The organism is Streptococcus timonensis, from assembly GCF_047463455.1.
Lineage (GTDB): Bacteria > Bacillota > Bacilli > Lactobacillales > Streptococcaceae > Streptococcus > Streptococcus timonensis_B.
Genome location: NZ_JASHDV010000002.1, coordinates 16,685 through 31,726, shown reverse-complemented (window position 1 = coordinate 31,726; position 15,042 = coordinate 16,685). Strand labels below are relative to the sequence as shown.

Sequence of the window (15,042 nt, the reverse complement as noted above, 5' to 3'; positions counted from 1 at the left end):
AGTAGAAATACTGCAAACGTTTTCGTAAAACGTTTGCGTAAATAAAAAATAAGGAGATTTGGATGATGAAAGATACATTCAAAAATGTCTTGTCTTTCGAATTTTGGCAAAAATTCGGTAAGGCTTTAATGGTGGTTATCGCTGTTATGCCAGCGGCTGGATTGATGATTTCAATCGGTAAGTCACTTGCATTGATTGACCCAAACCTTGCTCCACTAGTTATTACTGGTGGCGTACTAGAGCAAATTGGTTGGGGAGTTATCGGTAACCTTCATATTTTGTTTGCCCTCGCTATTGGAGGAAGCTGGGCTAAAGAACGTGCTGGTGGTGCTTTTGCTGCCGGTCTAGCATTTATCTTAATCAACCGTATCACTGGTACAATCTTTGGTGTATCAGGAGACATGTTGAAAGATCCAAATGCTATGGTTTCAACACTATTGGGTGGATCAATCAAAGTTTCTGATTACTTTATTAGTGTTATGGAAGCTCCAGCACTTAACATGGGTGTATTTGTAGGGATTATTTCTGGTTTTGTAGGGGCAACTGCCTTTAACAAATACTACAACTTCCGTAAACTTCCTGATGCACTTTCATTCTTTAACGGAAAACGTTTTGTACCGTTTGTAGTTATTCTTCGTTCAGCGATTGCAGCGATTGTTCTCTCAATTGCTTGGCCAGTTGTTCAAACAGGTATCAACAACTTTGGTATTTGGATTGCTAACTCTCAAGAAACAGCTCCAGTTCTAGCACCATTCTTATATGGAACTTTGGAACGCTTACTCTTGCCATTTGGACTTCACCACATGTTGACTATCCCAATGAACTATACAGCTCTTGGTGGTACTTATGATGTCTTAACGGGTGCAGCAAAAGGCACTCAAGTATTTGGACAAGATCCACTTTGGCTTGCATGGGTAACTGACCTTGTAAACCTTAAAGGTACTGACGCAGGTCAATACCAACACTTGTTAGATACAGTACATCCAGCTCGTTTCAAAGTTGGACAAATGATTGGTTCGTTTGGTATTTTGATGGGTGTGGCTGCTGCGATTTACCGTAATGTTGAAGCAGACAAGAAACACCAATACAAAGGAATGATGATTGCGACAGCTCTTGCAACTTTCTTGACTGGTGTTACTGAGCCGATTGAATATATGTTCATGTTCGTTGCAACACCTCTTTACCTTGTCTACTCACTAGTTCAAGGTGCTGCCTTTGCTATGGCTGACGTAGTAAACCTACGTGTGCACTCATTCGGTTCTATCGAATTCTTAACTCGTACTCCACTGGCTGTTAACGCAGGTCTTGGAATGGATATCATTAACTTTGTTTGGGTAACTGTCCTCTTTGCAGTTATCATGTACTTCATTGCTAACTTCATGATTCAAAAATTCAACTATGCTACTCCAGGACGTAATGGAAATTACGAAACAGCTGAAGGTGCTATTGAAGAAGGATCTAACGGAGAAGGGCAAGTTGCTGCAGCTTCTCAAGCTGTAAATATTATCAATCTTCTTGGTGGACGTGCTAATATCGTTGATGTTGACGCTTGTATGACTCGTCTACGTGTTACAGTAAAAGATGCTGAAAAAGTTGGTTCTGAAGCACAATGGAAAGCAGAAGGAGCTATGGGGCTTGTCATGAAAGGACAAGGAGTTCAAGCTATCTACGGACCAAAAGCTGACGTTCTTAAATCAGATATCCAAGATATTCTTGATTCAGGTCAAGTTATTCCAGAAACACTTCCACACCAAATGACTGAAGTTCAAAAAGCTGAAGTAGAATTTAAGGGTGTGACAGAAGAAGTATACTCTGTTGCTGACGGTCAAGTAATTGAATTAGAACAAGTTAAGGATCCTGTTTTCTCTCAAAAAATGATGGGTGACGGATTCGCAGTAGAACCATCTAATGGACATATCCTTTCTCCAGTAGCTGGTACTGTTTCAAGTGTTTTCCCAACTAAACACGCTCTTGGTATTACGACTAAATCTGGTCTTGAAGTTCTTGTTCACATCGGTCTTGATACTGTTAGCCTTGAAGGTAAACCATTTGAAGTAAAAGTTTCGGAAGGTCAAACAGTTGCTGCTGGAGACCTCTTGGTTGAAGCAGATCTAAATGCGATTCGTGAAGCTGGTCGTGAAACAACTACAATCGTTGTATTTACAAATTCAGATGCTATCAAGTCAGTTAAACTAGAACAAACAGGTTCACTTGCAGCTAAAACAGTAGTTGCCAAAGTTGAATTGTAATATGACAGGGGTTGGAAATGTTTTTCCAACCTCTTGTTTATAGGAGAAAAGTATGAAATTTTTAACACTAAATACCCATAGTTGGATGGAAAAAGATCCCCAAGAAAAATTCCGACTTTTACTTCAAGACATTCTTGAACAAGACTACGATCTGATTTGTTTTCAAGAGATTAACCAAGAAATAAGTTCAATTCTTGCCGAAACAGATGAACTTTATCATCCCCTACCATCAGCTGAGCCAATTCATCAAGATCATTATATCTATCTTTTGGTCCAAGAGTTGAAGAAGGCTGGTAGAGAATACTATTGGACTTGGGCCTACAACCATATCGGCTATGATCGATATCATGAAGGTGTTGGAATACTTTCTAAAAACCAAATCCAAGCACGAGAAATTTTAGTTTCAGATGTCGATGATCCTACAGACTATCATACTCGCAGAGTAGCCTTAGTAGAAACGACGGTAGATGGGAAAGATCTTGCAGTTGCAAGTGTGCACCTATCATGGTGGGATAAAGGCTTCCAAGAGGAGTGGGCTCGATTTGAATCAGTCTTAACTGATTTAAATAAACCACTTTTACTAGCAGGTGATTTTAATAATCCAGCTGGGCAAGAAGGTTATCAGACCATTCTTGCAAGTCCCTTATCACTACAAGATGCCTATGAAGCTGCTCAAGAAAGAAGCGGTAGCTATACAGTCCCACCTGAAATCGATGGCTGGAAAGGGAATTCAGAACCTCTTCGAATTGACTATGTGTTTACGACAAAAGATTTACAAGTTAAATACTTACATGTAGTCTTTGATGGACAAAATAGTCCACAAGTCAGTGACCATTATGGTCTAAAAACAGAACTTATTTGGAAAGATTAAAGTCCAAAATATCCTAAAAATAGATTAACTCCCCTTATTTTTTTGAGGGGAGTTTGCTTGTTAATGTTATTAATATAGGTAAAGTTTTTGATTGTATAACTTGTAAAATAGGATAAAATCCTTTAAAATAAAAAGTGTTGGAGGAATTTATGAATGTAAATCAAACTGTGCGTATTATCCCAACGCTAAAAGTAAATAATCGAAATATAAATGAAGTGTTTTATGTAAATACTTTAGGGATGAAACCTTTATTGGAGGAATCAGCTTTCCTATCGTTAGGGGACCAATCAGGTCTTGAAAAACTTGTTTTAGAAGAATCGCCAAGTATGAGAACCCGTAAGGTCGAAGGGATTAAGAAATTAGCTAAGTTAATCGTTAAAGTAAAAAATCCTTCAGAGATTGAAGCTCTACTCGCTCGTATGGAAACTTTACCTAAACTATTTAAAGGAAAAAAAGGCTATGCCTTTGAAATTCATTCACCTCAAGATCACCTTATCCTTCTTCATGCAGAAGATGATGTAAATGAATTAAAAAAGCTTGAAGAGGAAGTGAACTTTTCTAAAAATGATAGTATGATCTACTTGTCTGAATTCGAAATTTCAACGGAAGTTCATTTGCCAAATCAAATTAAGAGTTTAGTTGAAGATATAGAAACAGATAAGAAATTGATATTTAAACAAGCTCAAGGTGAGGATTTACTGATCGAAAATTCTATTACTTGGGATTTGTCTATGTTGAAGTTTCAAGTAGAAAAATTGGATATTCCAAGTCTTAGTCAGAAATTTGAGTCAGTAGGATACTTTGTTCCTAAATCTGAGAAGTTCTTTTTGACAACAGATATTAACAATATCGAATTGTGGTTTGAAGAAGTATGAAGCAAGAAATCATTCAAAAAATAGAGCAACAAATTGAGGCAGGGATTTATCCTGGTGCCTCTTTTGCGTATTATCAGGATGGTATTTGGTCTGACTGGTATCTAGGAGAAGCAAATCCAGAAACAGCGGAAAAGACTATCAATGGTTTAGTATATGACCTAGCTAGTGTCAGTAAGGTTGTTGGAGTTGGCACAGTCTTAATCTTTTTGTGGAAGGAAGACAAGATTGACTTAGATAAATCCATAAAATCCTATCTTCCAGAGGCGGATTATCCAGATATCACCATTCGTCAACTCTTCACACATTCTACGGACTTGGATCCGTTTATTATCAATAGAGATCAGTTGAATGCAGAAGAATTGAAAGAAGCTATGTTTCATTTGAATCGACGAGAGAAGAGGGCTTTTCTATACTCAGATGTGCACTTTCTCTTGCTCGGTTTTCTCCTAGAGAACTACTTTGAAAAAGACTTAGACAAGATTTTACAAGAGCAAGTTTTGGATCCATGGAAGATGAAGGAAACGAGGTTTGGTCCTGTTAACAGTGCCGTTCCGACTGTTCGTGGTCAGAAAGCAGGAGTGGTGCATGATCCAAAGGCACGTTTGCTTGGGAAACATGCAGGGAGTGCTGGATTGTTTTCAACTGTGAAGGATTTAAAAATCTTCCTAGAGCATTATTTACAGGATGATTTTGCTGCAGACTTAAGTCAGAATTTTTCGGATTTAAGTGATAAGGAACGCTCCTTAGCCTGGAATCTTGAAGGAGATTGGCTAGACCATACAGGATATACTGGTACCTTTATCATGTGGAATAGCAATAAGCAGGAAGCTGCTATTTTCTTGTCCAATAGAACCTACGAAAAGGATGAGCGTAGCCAGTGGATACTAGACCGTAATCAGGTCATGGACCTAATTCGTGAAGCAGACTAGGGAGGAAGTATGTCAAAAGCCTTTAAAGGAACTCTTTTTACAGTGATTGCAGGCATTGCCTGGGGCTTGTCTGGAACCAGTGGTCAGTACCTGATGGCTCATGGGATTTCAGCTCTAGTTCTGACCAATATCCGTTTGATTGTTGCAGGTTTGCTCTTGGTTTTATTATCCTATATAAAATCTAAGGAACAATTTCTAGCTTTTTTAAAGGATAAATCAAGTCTGTTTTCTCTCATACTATTTTCTTTATTTGGGCTCTTTCTGAATCAATTGGCTTATTTATCGGCTATTCAGGAGACAAATGCAGGTACAGCGACAGTGCTTCAGTATGTCTGTCCTGTTGGAATCTTGGCTTACACATGTATAAAGGACAAGGTAGCACCTACTATAGTAGAAATCCTTTCTATGTTTTTGGCTATAGGTGGAACCTTTTTAATTGCGACTCACGGTCAAATAGATCAGCTCTCTATGACACCAGCAGGTCTCTTTTGGGGTTTGTTCTCTGCTTTAACCTATGCTCTTTATATCATTTTACCCATTAAACTCATTCAAAAATGGGGGAGCATTCTGGTTATTGGTGTCGGTATGACCATCTCAGGTTTTGTAGCAGTGCCATTTACTGGGATTATCGGTGCTAGTCTACCTATGTCTTTTGATATTTTCTTAGCATTTGCTGGAATTATTCTCATCGGGACTGTTTTTGCCTACACGGCCTTTCTAAAGGGGGCAAGTATGATTGGGCCAGTCAAATCTAGTCTCTTAGCCTCTATTGAACCAATATCTGCTGTATTCTTTGCTTTCATGATTATGGGAGATATCTTTTATCCTTTGGATTTTCTTGGTATGGCAATGATTTTATTAGCGGTAACTATTATTTCATTGAAAGATTTAATGCTAGAAAAGAAAAAGCAATCAGCGTAGAGGTTATGTTATCTTATCAAAAAGTTAGTATTGAATATAAAAAATCCACTCAAAAGAGTGGATTTTATTTTTTTACATTAGTCTTTATTTTCGTATGGCAAGATCAAGTTCAAAATGATACCTGTCATTGCTGATAGGGCAGTACCTGAAAGGGTAACTGGACCAAGTTTAAGGATTGCTCCACCAAGTCCAAGTACCAACATGGCACTTGCTATGATAAGGTTACGCATTTGACCAAAGTCTACACGTTCCTTGATCAATACTTTCAAACCGTTGCTGGCGATAACTCCGTAAAGAAGGATTGACATACCACCAAGTACGGAATTTGGAATTGTTGAAATCAAGGCAGTGAATTTTCCAAGGAAACTTAGTGAAATGGCGATAAGGGCTGCGTTACGAATAACTGATACAGAAGCGATACGAGTCATACCGATAACCCCTGTGTTTTCACCGTAAGTAGTATTAGCAGGACCACCAAGGAAGGCAGATACAGATGTTGCAATACCGTCACCAAGAAGGGTACGGTGAAGACCTGGTTCTTTCAAGAATTGACGGCCACAGATTTGGCTTAATACTGTATGGTCTCCAATGTGTTCTGAAATTGTTACAATAGCAATTGGTAGGATTGCAATTGTTTCAGGACCGAAGTATAGGTTGTACTCTTTGAAGGCACCACCTGTGCTAAATGGTAGGTAGAAGCCAGGAACTTCAAACCAGTTAGCCTGAAGAACAGGTGAGAAGTCTACGAGACCAAGAAAGACTGCAAAGATATATCCACCAATAATGGCAAAGAGGAAAGGAATGATACGAAGGAATCCTTTTCCTTTTGTATTGATAAAGGCAGCGATGAGGAAGGTAACCACAGCTACAAGAGCATTTTTCCAGTTGCCATCAGCAACAAGACCAGCATTTGTTACCGCTGAACCTGCAAGACCAAGACCAATTACGATAATCATAGGTCCGATAACGATTGGTGGTAAAAGTTTATCAATCCATTTTGTACCAGCAAAGCGGATGCTAGTTGAAACAAGAACGTAGATTAAACCAGTTAAGATAACCCCTGTTTGAGCGGCAGAAACATCGCCACCCAATTCCTTCATAGCAAGAGACATTGCAGTGATGAAGGCAAAAGAAGAACCGAGATAGACTGGAACTTTAAAGCCAGTAGATACCATGTAAATCAGTGTTCCGACACCTGATGCAAAAAGGGCAACAGATACAGGCATTCCCAAAATCAGTGGTACCAAGATGGTGGCACCAAACATGGCGAAAACGTGCTGGAAACTGAGTAGGATTCCCTTACCAAAAGAAGGACGTTGGTCAACGTCGAGTAACAAATCAACAGTTGATTCTTGTTTCATAAATACCTCACTTTTTGGGCATCAAAAAAGAGCCCATTATTTTACAGCAATAGGCTCTCAGAGTAAGACTTCTTTAAAAAGAGAATTATCTCATTCTTAAAGAATTTCATATATTTCTGCGTCTTCGTCACCTCACGGGATGACATTAAAAACCTTTGCTTGTGATAGTATAGCAGAAAAAAATGATTTTGTAAATCATTTTTTCCCGAGCCCTGAAATAAGAGAGCGAGGTATGATTTTGTAAATCATTTTTTCCCGAGACAAGAAACAAAAAAGCGAGGCATGATTTTGTAAATCGTTTTTTCCCGAGCCGAGAAACAAAGACACGAAGTTGATGCTGACTCAGTTTAAATAAAACAATTAAAGTGGGCGTTTATTTGGCATACCAGCCTTACGTGGATATTTGTTTGGAGTTTCCTTTTTCTTTTCTACAATGGTGATGTAGCGAGGGTCTCCATTAGGAAGTGTGTAGCTGATGTTATCTTCAACCTTACTAAAGAGAAGATTGAGAGCATTTTTGGCTTCCGTCAATTCCTCTGGTGCATTACTGGCCTTAAGTGCCAAAAGTTTTCCTCCTACCTTTAGATAAGGGATCGTTAATTCAGACAAGACCTGCATGCGAGCAACTGCACGAGCTGTCACAATGTCGAATTGGGCACGAAAATTCTTATCTTGAGCAAAATCTTCTGCGCGACCATGGTAGAAGTGAACACCTTCTAGTTCTAGCTCCTCAGCTAAAAGCTGAAGAAAGTTAATGCGCTTATTGAGTGAATCAATGATGGTCACATCTAGCTGAGGGTAGAGAATCTTCATAGGAAGACTTGGGAATCCTGCACCAGCGCCAATATCCAGTAACTTAATTTCTTGGTTTTCTATCAACCCTTGTAGGATAGGAGCGATGGAATCATAAAAGTGTTTAAGATAAACTTCTTCCTTTTCTGTAATAGCAGTTAGATTGATTTTTTCGTTCCATTCGACTAAGAGTTCAAAATAGCGCTCAAATTGAAGTTTTTGCTGGTCAGTAAGAATAATATTTTGTTGGTCAAGTAATGTGTAAAATGTTTCTGGTTTCATAGTTCTGTCCTTCTTTTATGTCATCTTATTTTACCACAAAAATATGGAAATTTGATATACTGGTACTAATCTTAAATGAGAAAGGAATCCTACTATGTCTTGGATTATTTTTGGAATTTCTACTCTTCTTGTTTTCTTTGTGGTTATTAGTTATAACAGCCTAGTTAGAGGACGTATGCAAACAAAGGAAGCATGGAGTCAGATTGATGTTCAGTTGAAGCGTCGAAATGATCTTTTGCCTAACTTGATTGAAACGGTTAAAGGTTATGCGAAATATGAAAGTTCTACACTTGAAAAAGTGACTCAACTTCGAACACAAGTAGCGGCAGCAACTACACCTGCAGAAGCCATGAAAGCTAGTGATTCACTGACTCGTCAGATATCTGGTATCTTTGCGGTGGCTGAGAATTACCCTGACTTGAAAGCTAGTAGCAACTTTGCTAAATTACAAGAAGAATTGACTAACACAGAAAATAAAATATCTTACTCTCGTCAGCTTTATAACAGTGTCGTTAGCAACTACAATGTTAAATTAGAAACCTTCCCAAGTAATTTGGTTGCTCTGATTTTTGGGTTTAAAGCTTCTGACTTTCTTCAAACACCTGAAGAAGAAAAAGCGCTGCCTAAGGTTGATTTTTCTAGTCTAGGTGAGTAAAATGCTGTATCAACAAATTGCAAGTAATAAACGTAAAACAATAGTTCTTTTAACTGTATTTTTCCTTCTATTGGCTTTAGTAGGTTATGCAGTAGGCTATTTATTTATGAACTCTGGTTTGATGGGAGTAACTTTAGCTATTCTTATTGGACTTGTCTATGCAGTATCCATGATTTTCCAATCTACAGAGATTGTTATGAGCATGAATGGGGCGCGTGAAGTTGACAGAAATGAAGAACCAGTTCTCTATCATGTTGTGGAGGATATGGCTATGGTAGCTCAAATTCCAATGCCACGTGTTTATGTTATCGATGATGCTAGCTTAAATGCGTTTGCCACAGGTTCTAATCCTCAAAATGCTGCTGTAGCAGCTACATCAGGACTGTTAGATATCATGAACCGTGAGGAGTTAGAAGCCGTGATCGGTCATGAGGTTAGCCATATTCGCAACTACGATATTCGTATTTCAACTATTGCTGTTGCTCTAGCTAGTGCGATTACGCTATTATCAAGTATGGCTGGTCGTATGATGTGGTGGGGAGGTGCTGGCCGTAGTCGTAGAAGTAATGATCGAGATAGTGGGGGACTTGAAGTGATTATGTTAGTTATTTCTCTCCTAGCCATTGTTCTAGCACCTCTTGCAGCAACTTTAGTACAATTAGCTATTTCTCGCCAACGAGAATTTTTGGCGGATGCTTCAAGCGTAGAACTAACTCGTAATCCTCAAGGAATGATCAATGCTTTACAAAAATTAGACAATAGTCAACCCATGAGTCATCATGTGGATGATGCTAGTAGTGCACTTTATATTAACGATCCTCAAAAAAGAGGTTTCTTAAAAAAACTATTTTATACGCATCCACCTATTTCAGAACGGATTGAGCGTTTGAAACATATGTAAAAAACATCCAGAGGTTTTCCTCTGGATGTTTTATTTCCAAAAGTTAAAGATCTTGTAAATCAACTACTTCCAAACCATGCTCTGTCAGACTATAGATACTCGTACAGACTTCTTTTAAAAAACGTCGATCATGCGAAACAGTGACAAGACCACCAGAATAATTGGCAAAGAGTTTTCTGATTTCTGGTTGAGAAGTTGGAGAAAAATTTCGTGTGGGTTCATCCAGAAGTAGAAAGTTTGGTTTTCGCAGAACTAAATTCAAAAGAAGAAGTTTACCTTGTTGACCACCAGATAAGGAGTGGATTTGGTGGTGCATCTCTGGATAGCTGAAATTAAGACTGGCTAAGTAAGATTGGATTTTCTGTATTTCCTCTTTGTGTCCAGTTTGGCTGAGAAATTCTACTGGGGATAGATCAAATTGTAGTGTTTCTTGGTAATCTTGTGGCATAAAACCAAGCGAAATCTCTCTTTTGCCGCTTAGTAGTTGATGTAACTTTGCTAAAAGAGTGGATTTGCCAACGCCATTGGGACCGATAATGCCGATTTTATCTTGACCACGGACAGTGAATTGTAGCCCTTGGGACAGAATTCGTTGGCCAATGGATAAAGTCTCATTTTCTAGTCGAACTAAGACTTTTGAAGCCACTAATGGCTCTATATCTGAAAAGAAAAGTTGGATTTGTTCCTCTTCAAGTGGCTTTTGGGTCATGGACTGAGCTGCTTTTTCGTAGCGTTTTTCTTGAGAAAGAACATTTTTCATCTTTTTAGCTAATAGGCGCCCAGCAACATCATTTTTAGTATTTCTCAAGGCAGTTTCGACATTTTGCTTAACTCGGCGATGCTTTTCCATGGTTTTGTCATGGGCTCTCTGGTCGTTAGCAGCTTGCTGGCTTTGTCTGGCAAAATTAGCCTTTCTCTGATCACTATAGCTATCGTAATCTAAATGCTCTACTAGCGTTTCCGCTTCTTTCCGGTGCTTGACCAGTCGCAAGTGGATAATGGTGTCTGCAGTTTGAGAGAGAAAATCTTCATCATGAGAAATGAAAATAACGGTTTGCCTCATCTTTTGAATATGTTTTTTTAGCCAATTAACCATCTCTCTATCCAGGTCATTTGAAGGTTCATCTAAAAATAAAATCTCAAAGGGTTTGGCAAATTCATGGATGAGCTGAATTTTTAAAGCTTCACCACCCGAGAGACTACCAATTTCTTGATCACTTACAAAACGACTGCTGTCAAAGTGTAATTCATCAGACAAGCGATAGAGAATGCTGTAGTCCAAATCTGTAGACTCTAAAAAGAAGTAATCGTGTAGAGTTCTATTTTTTAGCTCCTCAGGTAACTTTTGAGGAATATAGGCCAGTGATTGAAAATCAGAATGGATGTCTCCTTTGATAGTGAAATTTGGCAATTCTTCCCCCATTAAAGCTCGTAGTAAGGTTGATTTTCCATTTCCTTCTTCGCCTATAATAGCAACCTTTTCTCCGTCTTGGATGGTAATGTTTAAATCGGAAACAAGGTCTCTTAAATCTTTGTTTTGTGTGATGGTCAGATGATTGATTTTTATCATATGATTGCCCTTTCTAGAATTTTCATAGTGCATAACAAAAAGCTCTACTTTACCTAGTAGAGCCAATCGTCTATGTCAAAAAAACTCTTTTAAAAGGGCTGAAAATCCAGCAAAAAAAAAGAGCACACAAAAAAGAGACAGAAACAAGATCTACTAAATAAAGGTTCTTTATTTGATAGACTTAGTTGTTCATGTCTCCCTTACCTCCGAGTATTGTTGGAATCATCATACTCTTTTTGAGAAAATTTGTCAAGATTAAGCTAGAAAATCTTCTATTTTTAAAACCCAAAAACAGGTCCATAGAGTGTCAACGTATGTTTAACGTGATCGTAGTGAAACTTATCATAGTTTCGCCAAGCAGTGCGAGCCTGGTCATTTAATTTCAGTGAGCCAAGTCCAATCAAAAGACTAGTCCGTTGGTAAAAGCTTTCCAGTTCAATTAAGATAGCATTGTCTAATTTCTCAGCTTTTTTCAGTTCTCTGAGAATTTCGTCTATATTTTGCTGTAAGCGTAGATCATCAGGCAATCCCTGTTTACAACTTTGTATTGTTTGGTTTAATTCTGAAACGAGCTGATAGGCTTCAGCTAAAAGAACTTTGTCTTCCATATGAGCTTCCTCCTTTGCTCATGTATTGATGCCTATAGTATAGCACAAAAAATATATTTGTCATAATAAATATATCAAAAAACACAGAAAGATATTTTAGATGTTTAGATATCTTGCTTGAGCTCTTTTCATGGTATAATCAAGAAAGTAATTCTTTATGGAGGAAGTATGAAATTAAATATCCAAGAAATTCGTAAGCAGCCTGAGGGTTTGTATTATGAGCAACCTCTAGACTTGTCAGCTGACTTACGTGAGCGTAACCAAGAAATTTTAGACGTAAAAGATATTGTCGCAGTTGGAAAGGTTCAGTATGAAGACCGTATGTTTTTCCTAGACTATCTCTTGTCATATACAATTGTCCTAGCTTCTAGTCGTAGTATGGAACCTGTAGAATTGAAAGAGTCTTATCCAGTGACAGAAGTCTTTATGGAAGGTGCTACTAATCAACTGGATCAAGAAGTTCTTGATGATGACTTGGTTTTACCTATCGAAAATGGTGAAATCGACTTGGCAGAAAGTGTTTCAGATAATATCTTGCTCAATATTCCAATCAAGGTCTTAACGGCAGAAGAAGAAGAAGGTCAGGGATTTGTTTCTGGAAATGACTGGCAAATCATGACAGAGGAAGAATATCAAACTCAACAAGCAGTCAAAAAAGAAGAAAATAGTCCTTTTGCTGGCTTACAAGGATTATTTGACGGAGACGAGTAGATGGTTTTATCCAAGAAACGTGCCCGTCATGTTATAGAGGAAATTATTGCTCTTTTTCCAGATGCTAAGCCTAGTCTTGATTTTACTAATCATTTTGAACTACTGGTTGCAGTGATGTTGTCAGCTCAGACGACGGATGCTGCAGTAAACAAGGCGACTCCAGCTCTTTTTGAAGCCTTCCCAACGCCTCAAGCCATGGCGGACGCCAGTGAGAGTGACATTGCTAAACATATTTCTCGTTTAGGACTTTACCGCAACAAGGCTAAGTTCCTCAAGAAATGTGCCCAACAACTATTAGAGGATTTTAATGGTCAAGTTCCTCAGACCAGGGAAGAATTAGAGAGTTTGGCAGGTGTTGGTCGTAAAACAGCTAACGTGGTCATGAGTGTAGGATTCGGGATCCCAGCTTTTGCAGTGGATACTCATGTGGAGCGTATCTGTAAACACCATGATATTGTAAAAAAATCAGCAACACCACTTGAAGTCGAAAAGCGAGTGATGGATATTTTGCCTCCTGAAAAGTGGTTGCCAGCCCATCAGGCTATGATCTATTTTGGACGTGCCATTTGCCATCCCAAAAACCCTGAGTGTGATCAATATCCTCAGTTGTATGACTTTAATTCCTTATAAGTTTTTTATATGGTTTTTTCTTGCAATGCTAATCCCTTTGTGATATATTAGTAGCAATTAAATATTCCTTTAATCCTGTCCCGTGAGGCAGGCAAGGAGCCACAGCAAGTAGAAGCACAAGTCTATCCTTTTTTTGGAGGAGGGCTAGCTTAACTATACATTCTGAAGTCTCCTTGGTGAAGGAGACTTTTCTTTTTGGAGGTTTGTCATGAAGACAAAAGAAGTTGTTGATGAATTAACTGTTAAGCGTGCCATTACTCGTATTACTTACGAGATTATTGAACGTAATAAAGATTTGAATAAAATTGTTTTAGCAGGGATTAAAACACGTGGTGTCTTTATTGCTCGCCGTATTCAAGAACGCTTGGAACAATTGGAAAATCTATCAGTTCCTGTTGTAGAATTAGATACTAAGCCCTATCGAGATGATGTTAAAAGCGGTGAAGATACTTCCTTGATTTCTGTAGATGTGACAGATCGAGAAGTTGTTTTGGTTGATGATGTTCTCTACACTGGTCGTACCATTCGTGCAGCCATTGATAATATCGTTAGCAAAGGTCGTCCAGCTCGTGTAAGTTTGGCAGTACTTGTTGACCGTGGTCACCGTGAGTTACCGATCCGTCCAGATTATGTCGGGAAAAATATTCCAACCAGTCGTTCTGAAGAAATCATTGTTGAGATGACAGAACTCGATGGTCAAGACAGAGTTCTGATTACCGAGGAAGCTTAAACAGCTGAAGGAGTAGCCATGTCGGAAAATCAACAAGCCCTGCAACATGTAGTATCGATGGAAGATTTGACGGTTGATCAAGTCATGAAACTGATTAAGAGAGGCATCGAGTTTAAAAATGGCGCTAGTAAGTCCTATACAGATAAACCTATAGTTGCCAATCTCTTTTTCGAGAGTTCAACCAGGACTCACAAATCTTTTGAAGTGGCAGAGATTAAACTTGGTCTAAATCTCTTGGATTTTGACGTAAAGACCAGTTCAGTTAACAAGGGTGAGACACTCTATGATACCATTTTGACACTGTCTGCCCTTGGTGTAGACGCCTGTGTTATTCGTCATCCAGAGGTAGACTATTACAGAGAATTAATCGCGAGTCAAACTATCAAGACTTCTATTATCAATGGTGGGGATGGTTCGGGTCAACATCCGAGTCAGAGTTTACTCGACCTAATGACTATATATGAAGAGTTTGGGAACTTTCAAGGACTTAAAGTTGCCATTGCTGGTGATTTAGATCATTCGCGCGTAGCTAAGTCTAATATGCAAATTTTAAAACGTTTAGGTACAGAACTGTATTTTGCAGGCCCTGAAGAATGGCGAAGCCGAGAATTTGCTGATTATGGTAAGTTTGTAACCATTGACGAAATTATTGATCAAGTAGATGTGATGATGCTGTTACGTGTTCAGCATGAGCGCCATGAAAGTGGAGTAGTTTTTTCAAAAGAGAGCTATCATTCTCAGCATGGTTTAAATCAAGCCCGTTATGAACGATTGAAAGAAAAAGCTATTATTATGCACCCTGCTCCTGTTAATCGTGATGTAGAAATTGCTGACCATTTGGTCGAAGCACCAAAATCACGTATTGTTCAGCAGATGACCAACGGTGTATTTGTAAGAATGGCTATTTTAGAATCCGTTTTGGCAAGTAGAAATATTAACTAACACAAGACGTTAAAA

General features: G+C 38.5%; 15 protein-coding genes. 11 read left to right on the top strand and 4 right to left on the bottom strand.

Annotation, left to right across the window (positions count from 1 at the left end; genetic code table 11):
• Positions 1-62: 62 nt before the first annotated feature.
• The 5 genes from QM847_RS03365 (at position 63) to QM847_RS03345 (ending at position 5,845) form a co-directional block, all read left to right on the top strand.
• Positions 63-2,249 carry a PTS transporter subunit IIBC gene (locus tag QM847_RS03365; RefSeq protein ID WP_414353810.1) on the top strand — a complete coding sequence of 729 codons (2,187 nt, stop codon included), beginning with the start codon at positions 63-65 and terminating at the stop codon, positions 2,247-2,249.
• A gap of 52 nt (positions 2,250-2,301) precedes the next feature.
• Positions 2,302-3,120, top strand: coding sequence for an endonuclease/exonuclease/phosphatase family protein (locus QM847_RS03360; RefSeq protein ID WP_414353809.1), 819 nt, complete (start codon positions 2,302-2,304; stop codon positions 3,118-3,120).
• Positions 3,121-3,269: 149 nt separating this feature from the next.
• Positions 3,270-3,995 (top strand): CppA N-terminal domain-containing protein, encoded by a 726-nt coding sequence (locus QM847_RS03355; RefSeq protein WP_414353808.1) that lies wholly within the window; start codon positions 3,270-3,272, stop codon positions 3,993-3,995.
• Complete coding sequence (locus QM847_RS03350; protein WP_414353806.1) at positions 3,992-4,924, top strand: serine hydrolase domain-containing protein; 933 nt, start codon at positions 3,992-3,994, stop codon at positions 4,922-4,924. Before QM847_RS03355 ends, QM847_RS03350 begins: the two co-directional genes overlap by 4 nt.
• A gap of 9 nt (positions 4,925-4,933) precedes the next feature.
• Entirely contained in the window at positions 4,934-5,845 is a 912-nt protein-coding gene (locus tag QM847_RS03345; protein ID WP_414353804.1) for a DMT family transporter, read from the top strand.
• Between the two features lie 77 nt (positions 5,846-5,922).
• Here QM847_RS03345 and QM847_RS03340 read toward each other — a convergent pair whose 3' ends face one another.
• Together QM847_RS03340 and rsmG are read right to left on the bottom strand one after the other, a co-directional pair.
• The gene (locus tag QM847_RS03340) at positions 5,923-7,206 is read right to left on the bottom strand and encodes a uracil-xanthine permease family protein (protein ID WP_414353802.1); all 1,284 of its coding nucleotides are present in this window, start codon (positions 7,204-7,206) and stop codon (positions 5,923-5,925) included.
• Between the two features lie 360 nt (positions 7,207-7,566).
• Positions 7,567-8,280 carry a 16S rRNA (guanine(527)-N(7))-methyltransferase RsmG gene (rsmG, locus tag QM847_RS03335; RefSeq protein WP_414353801.1) on the bottom strand — a complete coding sequence of 238 codons (714 nt, stop codon included), beginning with the start codon at positions 8,278-8,280 and terminating at the stop codon, positions 7,567-7,569.
• A 94-nt stretch (positions 8,281-8,374) separates the two neighbouring features.
• On the opposite strand from rsmG, the gene QM847_RS03330 reads away from it, so the two are divergent.
• Positions 8,375-8,935, top strand: a complete 561-nt coding sequence (locus QM847_RS03330) for a LemA family protein (RefSeq protein WP_414353798.1) — start codon at positions 8,375-8,377, stop codon at positions 8,933-8,935.
• Position 8,936: 1 nt separating this feature from the next.
• A complete protein-coding gene (htpX, locus tag QM847_RS03325) occupies positions 8,937-9,836 on the top strand; it encodes a zinc metalloprotease HtpX (protein ID WP_414353796.1) in 900 nt (299 codons plus the stop codon).
• Positions 9,837-9,879: 43 nt separating this feature from the next.
• Here the strand turns inward: htpX and QM847_RS03320 are convergent, their stop codons facing one another.
• Both QM847_RS03320 and QM847_RS03315 read right to left on the bottom strand, forming a co-directional pair.
• The gene (locus QM847_RS03320) at positions 9,880-11,439 is read right to left on the bottom strand and encodes an ATP-binding cassette domain-containing protein (RefSeq protein ID WP_414353795.1); all 1,560 of its coding nucleotides are present in this window, start codon (positions 11,437-11,439) and stop codon (positions 9,880-9,882) included.
• A gap of 245 nt (positions 11,440-11,684) precedes the next feature.
• Complete coding sequence (locus QM847_RS03315) at positions 11,685-12,014, bottom strand: helicase BlpT (RefSeq protein ID WP_414353793.1); 330 nt, start codon at positions 12,012-12,014, stop codon at positions 11,685-11,687.
• A gap of 168 nt (positions 12,015-12,182) precedes the next feature.
• Between QM847_RS03315 and QM847_RS03310 the strand changes: the two genes are divergently transcribed.
• The 4 genes from QM847_RS03310 to QM847_RS03295 all read left to right on the top strand — a co-directional run bounded on the left by QM847_RS03310 (position 12,183) and on the right by QM847_RS03295 (position 15,027).
• Entirely contained in the window at positions 12,183-12,725 is a 543-nt protein-coding gene (locus QM847_RS03310) for a YceD family protein (protein ID WP_414353791.1), read from the top strand.
• A complete protein-coding gene (gene nth / locus QM847_RS03305; protein WP_414353789.1) occupies positions 12,726-13,355 on the top strand; it encodes an endonuclease III in 630 nt (209 codons plus the stop codon). It abuts the gene before it with no gap.
• Positions 13,356-13,563: 208 nt separating this feature from the next.
• Entirely contained in the window at positions 13,564-14,085 is a 522-nt protein-coding gene (gene pyrR, locus QM847_RS03300; protein WP_142557742.1) for a bifunctional pyr operon transcriptional regulator/uracil phosphoribosyltransferase PyrR, read from the top strand.
• Between the two features lie 18 nt (positions 14,086-14,103).
• A complete protein-coding gene (locus tag QM847_RS03295; protein WP_414353787.1) occupies positions 14,104-15,027 on the top strand; it encodes an aspartate carbamoyltransferase catalytic subunit in 924 nt (307 codons plus the stop codon).
• Positions 15,028-15,042 lie beyond the last annotated feature (15 nt).

What these genes read in the sequence shown, in the direction of transcription:
- QM847_RS03365 (WP_414353810.1), top strand. Translation starts at nt 63, where the DNA reads ATGATGAAAGATACATTCAAAAATGTCTTGTCTTTCGAATTTTGGCAA.
- QM847_RS03360 (WP_414353809.1), top strand. Translation starts at nt 2,302, where the DNA reads ATGAAATTTTTAACACTAAATACCCATAGTTGGATGGAAAAAGATCCC.
- QM847_RS03355 (WP_414353808.1), top strand. Translation starts at nt 3,270, where the DNA reads ATGAATGTAAATCAAACTGTGCGTATTATCCCAACGCTAAAAGTAAAT.
- QM847_RS03350 (WP_414353806.1), top strand. Translation starts at nt 3,992, where the DNA reads ATGAAGCAAGAAATCATTCAAAAAATAGAGCAACAAATTGAGGCAGGG.
- QM847_RS03345 (WP_414353804.1), top strand. Translation starts at nt 4,934, where the DNA reads ATGTCAAAAGCCTTTAAAGGAACTCTTTTTACAGTGATTGCAGGCATT.
- QM847_RS03340 (WP_414353802.1), bottom strand. Translation starts at nt 7,206, where the DNA reads ATGAAACAAGAATCAACTGTTGATTTGTTACTCGACGTTGACCAACGT.
- rsmG (WP_414353801.1), bottom strand. Translation starts at nt 8,280, where the DNA reads ATGAAACCAGAAACATTTTACACATTACTTGACCAACAAAATATTATT.
- QM847_RS03330 (WP_414353798.1), top strand. Translation starts at nt 8,375, where the DNA reads ATGTCTTGGATTATTTTTGGAATTTCTACTCTTCTTGTTTTCTTTGTG.
- htpX (WP_414353796.1), top strand. Translation starts at nt 8,937, where the DNA reads ATGCTGTATCAACAAATTGCAAGTAATAAACGTAAAACAATAGTTCTT.
- QM847_RS03320 (WP_414353795.1), bottom strand. Translation starts at nt 11,439, where the DNA reads ATGCACTATGAAAATTCTAGAAAGGGCAATCATATGATAAAAATCAAT.
- QM847_RS03315 (WP_414353793.1), bottom strand. Translation starts at nt 12,014, where the DNA reads ATGGAAGACAAAGTTCTTTTAGCTGAAGCCTATCAGCTCGTTTCAGAA.
- QM847_RS03310 (WP_414353791.1), top strand. Translation starts at nt 12,183, where the DNA reads ATGAAATTAAATATCCAAGAAATTCGTAAGCAGCCTGAGGGTTTGTAT.
- nth (WP_414353789.1), top strand. Translation starts at nt 12,726, where the DNA reads ATGGTTTTATCCAAGAAACGTGCCCGTCATGTTATAGAGGAAATTATT.
- pyrR (WP_142557742.1), top strand. Translation starts at nt 13,564, where the DNA reads ATGAAGACAAAAGAAGTTGTTGATGAATTAACTGTTAAGCGTGCCATT.
- QM847_RS03295 (WP_414353787.1), top strand. Translation starts at nt 14,104, where the DNA reads ATGTCGGAAAATCAACAAGCCCTGCAACATGTAGTATCGATGGAAGAT.